Origin of the sequence: Bacillus sp. HMSC036E02, from assembly GCF_001836235.1 — a bacterium.
GTDB lineage: Bacteria > Bacillota > Bacilli > Bacillales > Bacillaceae_G > Bacillus_A > Bacillus_A cereus.
The window spans coordinates 136,391-149,041 of record NZ_KV827816.1; the positions used below are offsets into that span (position 1 = coordinate 136,391).

Here is a 12,651-nt window from a genome sequence, read left to right on the forward strand (position 1 = left end):
CCCCCGCTTTCTATTAGCCCACTAGTGAAACAATTTTTTGTGCACCGTCTGCCATAGATTCTGCTGCAACAATATTTAAGCCAGACTCATTTAAAATTTTCTTACCTAGTTCTACGTTTGTACCTTCAAGACGTACAACTAAAGGTAACTCAAGACCTACTTGTTTCGTTGCTTCAATAACACCTTCTGCAATAACATCACACTTCATAATGCCACCAAAAATGTTAACGAAGATACCTTTTACATTTTTGTCAGAAAGGATAATTTTGAATGCTTCTGTAACTTTTTCTGCAGTTGCACCGCCACCAACATCTAAGAAGTTAGCTGGGTCACCGTGGTAATGTTTAATGATATCCATTGTAGCCATCGCTAAACCTGCACCATTAACCATACAACCGATATTTCCATCTAAAGGAATGTAGTTTAAGTCGTATTTTGAAGCTTCAATTTCTTTTGAATCCTCTTCATCAAGATCACGAAGCTCTAAAATGTCTTTATGGCGATATAACGCATTAGAATCAAAGTTTAATTTTGCATCTAATGCCATAACTTTACCTTCGCCTGTTGTAACAAGTGGGTTAATCTCAGCGATAGAGCAATCTTTTTCGATAAACGCACGATATAAGCCCATCATAAACTTCACAGCTTGTCCTACAAGCTCTTTTGGAATATTGATGTTAAATGCAATTCGGCGCGCTTGGAAACCTTGTAAGCCTACTGCTGGATCAATATATTCTTTAAAGATTTTTTCAGGTGTTTTTTCTGCTACTTCTTCAATTTCTGTTCCGCCTTCTTCAGACGCCATTAAAACAACTTGAGAAGTTGCACGATCTAAAACTAGACCTACATAATATTCTTTTTTAATATCGCAACCTTCTTCGATAAGTAAGCGTTTTACTTCCTTACCTTCAGGACCTGTTTGATGTGTCACAAGTGTAGTTCCTAAAATGCTTTCTGCATATGTACGAACTTCATCTAAATTTTTTGCAACTTTTACTCCGCCAGCTTTGCCGCGTCCACCAGCGTGAATTTGTGCTTTCACTACACATACATCTGTTCCTAATTCTTTCGCTGCTTCTACAGCTTCTTCTACTGTAAATGCAACCTTCCCGTTCGGAACGCTAACCCCATAGCTTCTAAGGACTGCCTTACCTTGGTACTCATGGATATTCATGGTCCCATCCTCCCCTGTTTTCCTGTTTTACTCGAAAAGTTTTTTAATGTTTAAAAAACATTACATTGCCATTGTATAAGATGATTGGCACCCTGTCTACAATAAAGTGTCAGAAAACTGAAATCGCTTTATTCTTTTTCGAAAATAGTAATGTTTATATGCCAAAATAAAAAAATAAGCTGTATATTTACAGCTTATTTTTGAATCATATCTTTAATTGGTGCGAATGACTTGCGGTGTTCATCTAGTACTCCATGCACTTGAATTGCCTCTAGATGTTGCTTTGTGCCATATCCCATATGTTGCTCAAATCCATATTCAGGATACTTCTCTCCCAGTTCTTTCATCATACGATCTCTCGTTACTTTTGCGATAATGGATGCTGCTGAAATCGAAACACTTTTCGCATCACCTTTAATAATTGATGTTTGCGGAATTGGTGTAGGAAGCTTCATCGCATCAATTAATAAATGTTGGGGTGTACAAGATAAATTTGCAACTGCATCTAACATCGCTTGTTTCGTTGCTTGGTAAATATTAATGTCATCAATAACTTGCGGTGATACAATTCCTACTCCAATTGCAATTGCTTGTACTTTTATTTCATCATAAAAACGCTCACGTTTCGCTTCACTCAACTTTTTCGAATCATTTAACCCTGGAATATAAAAATCCTCAGGAAGAACGACAGCTGCCGTCACAACAGGCCCAGCCAATGGCCCGCGCCCTACTTCATCAATACCCGCGATATATGTGACCCCTTTTTCACGCAAAGCATTTTCATACTTGGACATTTCAAAAAACTTCTCTTTTTCTTTCTGTTCTAACTCTTTTTGTTTATACCACTTCAAAACGAGCTTTTGAACACCTTTTCGATCATCTTTCATTAACAGTTGAAAGCGATCATCTTCTTCATTCATAATTTCTTTCAATACATTTTCCGCTTCTTTTATCGTCATAGTTTGCATTTATACAAGCTCCTTTTTAAACATATCCAAAAAGAAAAGACGCACAAACGCACGTCTTATACTTCTTCTATTTTTTCCACATCTTCTACTTGCTCTGCAAACTCTTCCGGTGTTTCAAACGTCATTTTTCCAAGTTTGCCACCACGAAGCTCACGAAGCACAAGCTCAGATGTCTTATCATAATCAATCATTCCGCCGCCCATTAAGCAGCCTCTATTTTTTCCAATTGCATCGAATAATTCCACAATATCTTCTGGAATCTCATTTAAATTATAGCGTTCTTTCAAGCGTTCTGGATAATGTTTCTCCATAAAACGTAATGCGTAAACAGCTACATCTTGTAAATTTAAAATTGAATCTTTAATTGCACCCGTTGTCGCTAAGCGAAGACCCACTAATTGATCTTCAAATTTAGGCCACAGAATACCTGGTGTATCTAACAATTCCATTTCCTTCCCAACTTTAATCCATTGTTGAGCTGTTGTCACACCTGGACGATCTCCTGTTTTAGCAATATTTTTCTTTGCCAATTTATTAATCAATGTAGATTTACCAACATTTGGTATACCTACAATTAATGCACGAATCGCTCTCGGTCTAATACCTTTTGCAACCATTTTATCAAATTTTTCTTTAACAAGCACTTTACAAGCTGCTGCAATTTCCTTCATACCTTGTCCAGCTTGCGCGTTAATTGAAATTGCCATATGGCCTTTTTCTTTAAAATATGCGATCCATTGTTTTGTTAAACGATCATCTGCCATATCCGCTTTATTTAAAACAACAAGCCTTGGCTTATGTGTAATGATTTCATCAATCATTGGGTTTCGAGATGATAATGGTAATCGAGCATCTACAAGTTCAATTACAACATCAATTAATTTTAATTTCTCCGTTACTTGGCGTCTAGCCTTCGCCATATGCCCTGGAAACCATTGAATTACCATGTTGCCACCTTCTTTTTCATTTATTTCACAATACGTGCGTCTTCTAACGGCCAATATAACATATTAGCTTTACCAATTACTTGATCCATTGAAATCGTACCGATTGAACGGCTATCTTTACTAAAACGACGATTATCACCTAAAACAAATAATTGATCTTTTGGAACGGTTTTCTTGCCTGTCATTTCTTCAAGATTAAAATCATATGTAAGCGGTCCGTCAGCAATTTGCTTTTTCTGCTTGTCTAAATACGGCTCCTCATAAGCCTTTCCGTTAACATACAGTTTATCATTACGATACTCTATTTCATCGCCTGGCAGGCCTATAATGCGCTTAATGTAATCTTTATCTTCTGTTGCTCGAAATACGATAATATCAAAGCGTTTTGGATCTCCAATGTGATAACCAATTTTATTCACAATCATTCGATCACGATCATGTAAAGTAGGTGCCATCGATACCCCGTCTACGAGAATTGGCGCAAAGAAAAACTGTCTAATAACACCAGCTAATACAACAGCAATCAAAATTGCTTTAATCCATTCCCAAAGTGAACTCTTCTCTTTTTTCATGCATTTCCCCTCCACGGTTATGTAAACTGCTCGTATTATACCAAAATTTCATATAGATTGGAAAAAGGGAGCTTGTGCATTTACAAGCTCCCATACATGTCTTATCGAATTTCTTTAATACGTGCTTTTTTACCGCGAAGGTTACGTAAGTAGTATAACTTAGCACGACGTACTTTACCACGGCGAAGTACTTCGATTTTCGCGATTCTTGGCGTGTGAACTGGGAATGTACGCTCAACACCTACACCGTAAGAAATCTTACGAACTGTGAATGTTTCACTGATTCCGCCACCACGACGTTTAATTACAACACCTTCGAAAAGCTGAATTCTTTCACGAGTTCCCTCAACAACTTTTACGTGTACACGTAAAGTGTCACCAGGACGGAATGAAGGAAGGTCAGTTTTTAATTGGCCTTTTGTAATTTCTGCGATTAATTGTTGCATATTAAATTCTCTCCTTTAAACAGATGCTCTTATAAAGTCTTAATAAATTACAGCGGAACATCGTTAATACGGCTACTGATTTCAGTAGCACAAATGTTATAATAGCATATTACTAGGCCTGTTGCAATAGCAAATATATGAAGTTATTACTGCTCTCGCTTTATTTCCTCAAGCCATTTTTTCTCTTGTTTAGATAACTCTCTCTCATCTAATAAATCAGGTCTACGCGTATACGTTCGGCGCAAAGATTCCTTATGTCGCCATTCATCAATGTTTTTATGATTCCCTGACATTAATACATCCGGTACCTTCATACCACGAAAATCAGCTGGACGTGTATAATGAGGATGCTCTAATAAACCTGTACTAAACGAATCCTCTACTTGTGAAGCATGATTTCCTAGCACACCTGGCAAGAGACGTACCACACTATCAGTAATAACCATAGAGGCTAATTCTCCGCCCGTTAATACATAGTCACCAATAGAAATCTCATCCGTTACGAGATGCTCACGAATTCGTTCGTCATATCCTTCATAATGCCCACATACGAAGATTAAATGTTCTTCCCCTGCAAGCTCTTCCGCTTTCTTCTGCGTAAATCTTTCGCCCTGCGGACACATTAAGACAACTCTCGGCTTACGCTCTGTCTCTTTCGTCAAATCTTCTACAGCATCAAAAATAGGCTGAGGAGTAAGCACCATACCAGCTCCTCCGCCGTAAGGATAATCGTCTACGCTATTATGCTTACTTGTTGTATAATCACGAAAGTTAACAACACGAAGGTTTACCGCTTCTTTTTCTTGCGCCTTCTTTAATATAGAAGATCCAAATACACCGGTAAACATGTCTGGGAACAACGTTAAAATATCAATTTTCATTATAGCAGCCCTTCCATTACATGAATGGTTACTAATTTATTTTCAATATTAACTTGAAGTACAACGTCATCGATATAAGGAATTAAGAGATCTTGACCCTTCGGGCGTTTAATTACCCAAACATCATTTGCACCAGGAGATAGAATCTCTTTGATTGTCCCTAGCGCTTCTCCTTCTTCCGTTACAACACTGCAACCAATAATTTCATGATAGTAGTATTCACCTTCAGCAAGTTCACCTAACTGCTCTTCTGGTACTTTTATTAAAGAACCTTTAAACTTCTCTACTTCATCTACATTGTTATATCCTTCAAATGTTAATAAATCGAATGTCTTATGTTGGCGATGAGAAGTTACCTTTACCGGAAGATAGTCTGTGCCTTTCTCATTCGATATGTATAGCGTGTTTCCTACTTTATATCGCTCTTCTGGAAAATCAGTACGAGAAATAACACGGATTTCTCCTCTTACGCCATGAGTATTTACAATTTTCCCTACGTTAAACCATTTTGTCATAAATAGTATGTCACCCCTGGTTTCTATATAAATTAAGCATCTCCATTTCACAGATGGAACATGCAATCTCTATTTAAATGTTAAAAAAGGGAGAGGAATAACTCCTCGCCCTTTTTACGTTTATTGAATTTCCAGTGTTACTTTTTCATCATTATGATGTCCCACTGAATACAAGAGCATTCGAATCGCTTTCGCAACTCTCCCTTGCTTTCCAATGACTTTTCCAACATCCTCAGGATGTACAGTTAATCGATACTTTATCTCTCCGTTGCAAAGTTCCTGTGTAACTTTTACATCTTCAGGATAATCGACAAGAGGCTTGACAATCGTCTCGACTAACTTCTTCATAGTCATTGCCTCAATTACTTACCTTGTTTAGATAAGTGGAATTTCTCCATGATACCTTGGTTAGAGAATAAGTTACGAACTGTATCAGATGGTTTAGCACCATTTCCTAACCATTTTAATGCTGCTTCTTCGTTGATCTTAACTTCAGCTGGTTGAGCAACTGGATTGTAAGTTCCGATTTCCTCAATGAAACGTCCGTCACGAGGAGAACGAGAATCTGCAACAACTACACGATAGAAAGGAGTTTTTTTAGCTCCCATACGTTTTAAACGAATTTTAACTGCCATTTATAAAGCACCTCCGAATTTATTTCACACAGATAATTATATTAGCAAAAAGACTATTGCTTTGTAAAGTATTTTTTCTTAACAGAGCCATCTTTTTTTCCTTACATGAATGGAAACTTCAATCCACCTAGTCCTTTTTTCTTACCTTTTTGCATTCCCGTCATCGTCTTCATCATTTTTTTCATGTCATCGAATTGCTTAATTAGACGATTGATTTCTTGTACAGTTGTACCGCTACCTTTGGCAATGCGCTTTTTGCGACTAGCATTGATTATTTCCGGTTGTTCTCGTTCTAATTTAGTCATAGAACGAATAATTGCCTCAATATGCCCAATTTGTTTTTCATCAACTTGCGCATTTTTCAGCCCTTTAATTTTATTTGCACCAGGAAGCATTCCTAACAATTCATCAAGCGGCCCAAGTTGGCGCACTTGTCCAAGTTGTTCTAGGAAATCGTCAAGCGTAAACGAAAGCGTACGCATTTTTTGCTCAAGTTCTTTTGCTTTCTCTTCATCAACTGTAGCTTGCGCTTTTTCAATCAATGTTAAGACATCGCCCATCCCTAAAATACGGGATGCCATACGCTCTGGATGGAACGCTTCAATTGCATCTAGTTTTTCACCCATACCAGCAAATTTAATCGGCGTGTTTGTTACAGCCTTAATAGATAATGCAGCACCACCGCGCGTATCACCATCTAATTTCGTTAATACAACACCTGTTAAACCTAACTGTTCATGAAAACTTTGTGCAACATTTACCGCGTCTTGCCCCGTCATCGCATCGACAACAAGGAAAATTTCATCCGGTTTCGCAACTTCTTTCACTTTCGCTAATTCATCCATTAATTCTTCATCAATATGCAGGCGACCCGCTGTATCGATTAAAACATAATCGTGATGATCTTCTTTTGCTTTTGCAATCGCTTGTTTCGCAATTTCAACAGGACTTACTTGATCTCCTAAAGAAAATACAGGCATGTCCAATTGCTTCCCTAATGTTTCAAGCTGTTTAATCGCTGCTGGACGGTAAATATCCGCTGCAACAAGCATCGGTTTACGATTATGCTTTTTACGAAGCAAATTCGCAAGCTTACCTGTCGTCGTTGTTTTACCCGCACCTTGCAGACCAACCATCATAATAACAGTCGGTGGCTTATTAGCAACAGCAATTTTGCTTTGCTCTCCGCCCATAAGTTCTGTAAGTTCTTCCTGTACAACTTTAATTACTTGTTGTCCAGGTGTCAAACTTTTCATTACATCTTGTCCGACAGCACGTTCAGACACACGCTTCACAAAATCTTTTACTACTTTAAAGTTAACATCCGCTTCTAAAAGAGCTAGACGAACTTCTCTCATCATTTCTTTCACATCGGCTTCAGAAACTTTTCCTTTGCCGCGGATTTTTTGCATTGTCTGTTGAAGTCGGTCGGCTAATCCTTCAAATGCCATATTGCCGCCCTCCTAATCTAATTTTTCGATAGCTTCAACAACTTGTTTCATTTCTTCATTCACATGCTCTTCTTCGCTGATTAGCTGTTTTAGCTTTGCAACAAGTCGCTGTCGCTCTTGAAACTTTTGAAGTAATACTAATTTTTCTTCATATTCTTCAAGCATCGCTTCAGTCCGTTTAATGTTATCATACACGGCTTGGCGACTTACATCAAATTCTTCCGCAATTTCACCAAGAGATAAATCATCTAGATAATAAAGCGACATATAACTTCTTTGTTTTTGCGTTAACAACGATTGATAAAAATCAAATAAATAGTTCATTCTCGTTGTTTTTTCGAGCATGTTGGATCATCCTTTGTTAAGTGATTTCCCTTTACATGAATTAGTTTACATGTAGTCCAAAAGAGTGTCAAGTTTTTTTCTTAACATCATATATTTTTTATAGAAAAAGAAGCGGAAATACCGCTTCTTTCGCTTATACTTCTTCTGTTTCTACTAAGTTCGCAAATAAACCATACACATATTGTTCTGGATCAAACTGCTGCAAGTCATCCATTTGTTCTCCTAATCCAACAAACTTCACCGGTACATCCATTTCGTTACGAATCGCTAATACAATACCACCTTTAGCAGTTCCATCTAACTTCGTTAAAACAATACCAGTTACATTCGTTGCTTCACGGAATGTTTTCGCTTGGCTTAAACCGTTTTGTCCTGTTGTTGCATCAATAACAAGCAATACTTCATGAGGAGCACCTGGTACTTCACGCTCAATTACACGCTTCACCTTTTCTAACTCTTTCATTAAGTTCACTTTATTTTGCAAGCGTCCTGCTGTGTCACATAGTAATACATCTACCTTACGTGCTTTCGCTGCTTGTACAGCGTCATACATAACCGCCGCTGGATCAGATCCAGATCCTTGTTTAATCACTTCTACACCAACGCGATCGCCCCATACTTCTAATTGTTCAATCGCTCCAGCACGGAATGTATCTCCTGCCGCCAATAGGACTGACTTACCTTCTGATTTAAACTTATGCGCCAGTTTACCAATTGTCGTCGTTTTTCCTACACCATTAACACCAACAAATAAAACGACCGTTAATTGGTCCTCTTGCATATTAATTTCGTTACTAAAATCGCTGTCACCTTTGTAAATTCCTACTAGTTTTTCTGAAATAACAGCTTGTACTTCTTTTGGATCTTGAATGTTACGACGTTGTACTTCTTCTTTCAATTGGTCAATTAATTCCATTACCGTCGCAACGCCAACGTCTGCACCGATTAAAATTTCTTCTAACTCTTCGAAGAAATCTTCGTCCACTTTACGGTAACGATACACTAAATCATTCACTTTATCCGCAAATGAATTTCTCGTTTTTTCTAATCCTTGTTTAAATTTCTCTGTAACTGTATCCGTTTGTTTTGAAATTTTTTCTTTTAGTTTTTTAAAAAAACTCATACTTTCCCATCCTTCCTATTCACTTGCAATAAGTTCTTCTCCGGCGTCTAAACGAACCGAAACAAGTTTAGATACCCCCGATTCTTGCATTGTTACACCGTACAACACATCAGACTCTTCCATTGTACCTTTTCTATGTGTAATTACAATAAACTGCGTCTCATCACTGAATTTCTTTAAATACTGTGCAAAACGAGCTACATTCGCCTCATCAAGGGCTGCCTCTACCTCATCTAGTACACAGAACGGTACTGGGCGTACTTTTAAAATACCAAATAAAAGCGCAATTGCTGTTAAAGCACGCTCTCCACCTGAAAGTAAACCTAAGTTCTGCAGTTTCTTCCCTGGCGGTTGTGCTACAATATCAATACCCGTATTTAGTAAATCCTCTGGATTAGTCATTACTAAATCCGCTCTACCGCCTCCAAATAATTCAGAGAATACCGATTGAAACTCCATTCTAATGCCTTCAAACGTAGTAGAAAAGCGTTTTTTCATTTCTTCATCCATTTCGGTAATAAGCTGGTGCAATGTCGCTTTCGCTTCTTCTAGGTCGTCTCTCTGCTCTAGTAAGAATGTATGACGCTCCGCTACACGTTCATATTCATCAATTGCCCCTAGGTTCACTGTACCTAACTCTTCTATGGATAATTTGATTAATTTTACTTTCTTACTCGCATCTTCTGCAGGCATTGTCATTGTATATTTTAGTTTTGCCGCTTCAAATGAAATCGTATATGTTTCACGTAAATGTTGTAATCTATTTTCCAACTCTACATCAAGTCGATTTATTCTCACTTCTTGATCTTTCAACATTTCAAGAATATATTTATGTTTACCTGTCGTTTCTTTCAAATGGTGCTCTAAATGTTCTACTCTCTCTTGCAACGATACACGTTGTTCACGACGAGAGCGAATTAATTCTGAAGTTTGATTACGATCATATGCTTTCTTCTCAATCATATTCGTAATTTGCTCTTCACCACTTGAATTAGATGTCATTTCTTGTTTTAAGAACGCTAAATCCTCTTTCGTTTTTACAAGTGTCGCATCCGTTTCTTCTTTTTCCTTCGTCAATCGTTCAACTTTTTCTTTTTGATTAGATAAGCGTTGTTGCTTTTCAGCTGCCAGCACTTTTAACTCAGTCATTTCTTTTTGAACTTTTTCTTTCGAAGAATGTTGCTCACTTTTTTGTTTTGTTAAAGCTACAATTTTACTATCTAACTTAGTGATTTCAGCTTGAAGATTCGTTAAAACCCCTTCTAACTCCTCTTTACGCCCTTGCATTTTTACTCGATCTTGTAAAAACCCTTCAATCTCTAAATCATAAATAGACAACCGATCATTAATACGATGTTCTTCTAATTCTAAACGATTAATCTCTTCTCTTAATTTCTGCTCATCTACACGATCTGCTTCTACAGTTTGCCTTAGTTCGCGTATTTTCACTTCTTTTTCTTGAATCTCTTGTTTTACTGCTTTAACAAAGTTTTCTAACTTCGTTGTTTTTTCTTCCATATCAGTTAACTTGCGAGTCCACTCTTCCAGTTCACGTTGGCGTCCTAATAAAGAAGATTTCGCTTGCTTTACCGCCCCACCAGTCATAGAACCGCCAGGATTCACTACGTCACCTTCGATTGTTACAATACGATAACGGTATTGCAGTTGTTTCGCCAACTCATTTGCTCCACGTAAATCTTTCGCAACAATAACAGTACCTAATAAATTTGAAACTACATTTTCATATTTATTGTTGTACTGCACAAGTTCTGCCGCCACACCTACAAACGATGGGTGTTGATTTGCAATGCGTAATTGCTCAAATGATAACGATCTGCTTTTAATAACAGCTTGCGGTAAAAACGTTGCACGTCCATGTTTATTTTGCTTTAGAAATGCAATCGCATTACGAGCATGTTCCTCTGTTTGTACAACAATATGCTGCATCGCTGCACCTAGAGCGATTTCCATTGCAACTTCGTATTCTTTCGGTACCGTTAACAGTTCCGCAACAGCACCCTCGATACCTTGCAACCTATTTTCTCTAGCTTTCAATACTTCACGTACACCTTGATAGAATCCAGAATAATCTTCTTGCATCTCTTCAAGCATTTCTTTTCGAGAACGTGCCTGTTGCACAAATTGATATGCTTGATACAGTTTTGTTTCATTTTCACTATACTGCGTCTTACATTTCCCAAGCGCCGCCTCTGTCTTCTGTATATTTGAGAGAATGCCAGCTACTTTTTCTTTCGCTTGTTCGTAACTTTCTACAAGTTTCGTCTTTTTCGCTGTAATTTCCATACGCATTTCTACATATTTCGCATTCTCTTCATCTAGACGTTCGTTTTTAGACGTTTGCTGTTTCGATTGTTCTTCAATCATAGATAATTCATTACGATGACTAGCTTGTTGATTTAAAAGCTCAATATAGTCACCTTTTAAATTCTCAATCTGTTCCTCTAAATTGTCAGCAAAAGTAGCAAGCAGTTGCTCATTATCATGCAATTTTTGCTCCAACTCTTTTACTTCATTCACAAATTGCATTAAAGATTCTGTACTTGACTCAATCTCACCATCGTAACTTTTAGCTTTCTCAGTTAATTCAACAATTAACTGCTCAAGTTGCGCACAATGCGTCGTAGCATTTTGCTTTCTTTCTTTTAACAACTCACGCTGCCCTTCTAGTTTTTCTAGCTCTTTACTAGAAAGAAGAAGTACTTCTTGCAACGAGTCTACAGACTCGTCTACCGCTTGTAATTGTCCTCGTAATTCCTCAAGCTCTTCTTCACTTTTTTGTAAATTCGTTGACATTTTAGCTTCTTCGTTTTTATTATGCCCAAACTGATTTCGAAGCGCTTCCCATTTCTCATGCAATTCTTCAATTTCATGAACAATAAGCGCAGCTTCTACTTTCTCTAATTCTTCTTTATTCTCAAGATAATCTTTCGCAATAGAAGCTTGTCTTTCTAAAGGTTCTACTTGACTACTTAATTCATGAATTATATCTTGTACACGATTTAAGTTTTCTTGTGTTTCTGCTAGTTTCCCTTCAGCTTTCTTTTTGCGAAGTTTGTATTTTAGTACGCCTGCCGCTTCTTCAAATACACCTCGACGCTCTTCTGACTTACTACTTAAAATCTCTTCCACTTTCCCCTGGCTAATAATTGAAAAAGCTTCTCTTCCCATACCAGAGTCCATAAATAAATCGATAATATCTTTCAATCTACATGATTGTTTATTAATATAAAAATCACTATCACCTGAACGAGATACACGACGTGTTACACACACCTCATTGTATTCAATTGGTAAACGTTGATCTTCATTATTTAAAGTTATTGTTACTTCAGCAACATTAACCGCTCTCCTCGTATCACTGCCTGCAAAAATAATATCCTCCATCTTTGCACCACGTAATGATTTTGCAGATTGTTCACCAAGTACCCAGCGAATTGCATCAGTAATATTACTTTTCCCGCTTCCATTAGGTCCTACTACAGAAGTTACACCTGGGACAAAATCAACAGATACACGCTCAGCAAAAGACTTAAACCCTGCTATTTCTAATCTTTTTAAAAACACGAAAGGCCT

At 37.5% G+C, this 12,651-nt stretch carries 13 protein-coding genes; all 13 read right to left on the reverse strand.

Annotation, left to right across the window (positions count from 1 at the left end; all coding sequences use genetic code 11):
• Positions 1-13: 13 nt before the first annotated feature.
• On the reverse strand, positions 14-1,174 hold the full coding sequence (gene sucC / locus HMPREF2590_RS05025; RefSeq protein WP_001020791.1) for an ADP-forming succinate--CoA ligase subunit beta: 1,161 nt from the start codon (positions 1,172-1,174) through the stop codon (positions 14-16).
• Positions 1,175-1,368: 194 nt separating this feature from the next.
• On the reverse strand, positions 1,369-2,142 hold the full coding sequence (locus tag HMPREF2590_RS05030) for a ribonuclease HII (protein ID WP_001194266.1): 774 nt from the start codon (positions 2,140-2,142) through the stop codon (positions 1,369-1,371).
• A 56-nt stretch (positions 2,143-2,198) separates the two neighbouring features.
• Positions 2,199-3,089, reverse strand: a complete 891-nt coding sequence (gene ylqF, locus HMPREF2590_RS05035) for a ribosome biogenesis GTPase YlqF (protein WP_000236702.1) — start codon at positions 3,087-3,089, stop codon at positions 2,199-2,201.
• A gap of 20 nt (positions 3,090-3,109) precedes the next feature.
• Positions 3,110-3,661 (reverse strand): signal peptidase I, encoded by a 552-nt coding sequence (gene lepB, locus HMPREF2590_RS05040; RefSeq protein ID WP_000711853.1) that lies wholly within the window; start codon positions 3,659-3,661, stop codon positions 3,110-3,112.
• Between the two features lie 101 nt (positions 3,662-3,762).
• Entirely contained in the window at positions 3,763-4,107 is a 345-nt protein-coding gene (gene rplS / locus HMPREF2590_RS05045) for a 50S ribosomal protein L19 (protein ID WP_001186516.1), read from the reverse strand.
• 146 nt (positions 4,108-4,253) lie between these two features.
• Positions 4,254-4,988, reverse strand: coding sequence for a tRNA (guanosine(37)-N1)-methyltransferase TrmD (gene trmD / locus HMPREF2590_RS05050; RefSeq protein ID WP_000686903.1), 735 nt, complete (start codon positions 4,986-4,988; stop codon positions 4,254-4,256).
• Entirely contained in the window at positions 4,988-5,503 is a 516-nt protein-coding gene (gene rimM, locus HMPREF2590_RS05055) for a ribosome maturation factor RimM (RefSeq protein ID WP_000170278.1), read from the reverse strand. Before rimM ends, trmD begins: the two co-directional genes overlap by 1 nt.
• 120 nt (positions 5,504-5,623) lie before the next feature.
• Positions 5,624-5,851, reverse strand: coding sequence for a KH domain-containing protein (locus HMPREF2590_RS05060; protein ID WP_000737401.1), 228 nt, complete (start codon positions 5,849-5,851; stop codon positions 5,624-5,626).
• A 14-nt stretch (positions 5,852-5,865) separates the two neighbouring features.
• Positions 5,866-6,138 carry a 30S ribosomal protein S16 gene (gene rpsP, locus HMPREF2590_RS05065; protein WP_000268750.1) on the reverse strand — a complete coding sequence of 91 codons (273 nt, stop codon included), beginning with the start codon at positions 6,136-6,138 and terminating at the stop codon, positions 5,866-5,868.
• 101 nt (positions 6,139-6,239) lie between these two features.
• The gene (gene ffh, locus HMPREF2590_RS05070; RefSeq protein WP_000863460.1) at positions 6,240-7,589 is read right to left on the reverse strand and encodes a signal recognition particle protein; all 1,350 of its coding nucleotides are present in this window, start codon (positions 7,587-7,589) and stop codon (positions 6,240-6,242) included.
• A gap of 12 nt (positions 7,590-7,601) precedes the next feature.
• Positions 7,602-7,934 (reverse strand): putative DNA-binding protein, encoded by a 333-nt coding sequence (locus HMPREF2590_RS05075; RefSeq protein ID WP_000891062.1) that lies wholly within the window; start codon positions 7,932-7,934, stop codon positions 7,602-7,604.
• Positions 7,935-8,067: 133 nt separating this feature from the next.
• Complete coding sequence (gene ftsY, locus HMPREF2590_RS05080; RefSeq protein ID WP_000007655.1) at positions 8,068-9,057, reverse strand: signal recognition particle-docking protein FtsY; 990 nt, start codon at positions 9,055-9,057, stop codon at positions 8,068-8,070.
• 15 nt (positions 9,058-9,072) lie between these two features.
• On the reverse strand, positions 9,073-12,642 hold the full coding sequence (gene smc, locus HMPREF2590_RS05085) for a chromosome segregation protein SMC (protein ID WP_050822098.1): 3,570 nt from the start codon (positions 12,640-12,642) through the stop codon (positions 9,073-9,075).
• Positions 12,643-12,651 lie beyond the last annotated feature (9 nt).

Excerpts from the sequence above, each read along its gene's own strand:
- HMPREF2590_RS05060 (WP_000737401.1), bottom strand. The coding sequence starts at position 5,851 with ATGAAGAAGTTAGTCGAGACGATTGTCAAGCCTCTTGTCGATTATCCT.
- HMPREF2590_RS05075 (WP_000891062.1), bottom strand. The coding sequence starts at position 7,934 with ATGCTCGAAAAAACAACGAGAATGAACTATTTATTTGATTTTTATCAA.
- rplS (WP_001186516.1), bottom strand. The coding sequence starts at position 4,107 with ATGCAACAATTAATCGCAGAAATTACAAAAGGCCAATTAAAAACTGAC.
- ylqF (WP_000236702.1), bottom strand. The coding sequence starts at position 3,089 with ATGGTAATTCAATGGTTTCCAGGGCATATGGCGAAGGCTAGACGCCAA.
- HMPREF2590_RS05030 (WP_001194266.1), bottom strand. The coding sequence starts at position 2,142 with ATGCAAACTATGACGATAAAAGAAGCGGAAAATGTATTGAAAGAAATT.
- ftsY (WP_000007655.1), bottom strand. The coding sequence starts at position 9,057 with ATGAGTTTTTTTAAAAAACTAAAAGAAAAAATTTCAAAACAAACGGAT.
- rimM (WP_000170278.1), bottom strand. The coding sequence starts at position 5,503 with ATGACAAAATGGTTTAACGTAGGGAAAATTGTAAATACTCATGGCGTA.
- trmD (WP_000686903.1), bottom strand. The coding sequence starts at position 4,988 with ATGAAAATTGATATTTTAACGTTGTTCCCAGACATGTTTACCGGTGTA.
- lepB (WP_000711853.1), bottom strand. The coding sequence starts at position 3,661 with ATGAAAAAAGAGAAGAGTTCACTTTGGGAATGGATTAAAGCAATTTTG.
- rpsP (WP_000268750.1), bottom strand. The coding sequence starts at position 6,138 with ATGGCAGTTAAAATTCGTTTAAAACGTATGGGAGCTAAAAAAACTCCT.
- sucC (WP_001020791.1), bottom strand. The coding sequence starts at position 1,174 with ATGAATATCCATGAGTACCAAGGTAAGGCAGTCCTTAGAAGCTATGGG.
- ffh (WP_000863460.1), bottom strand. The coding sequence starts at position 7,589 with ATGGCATTTGAAGGATTAGCCGACCGACTTCAACAGACAATGCAAAAA.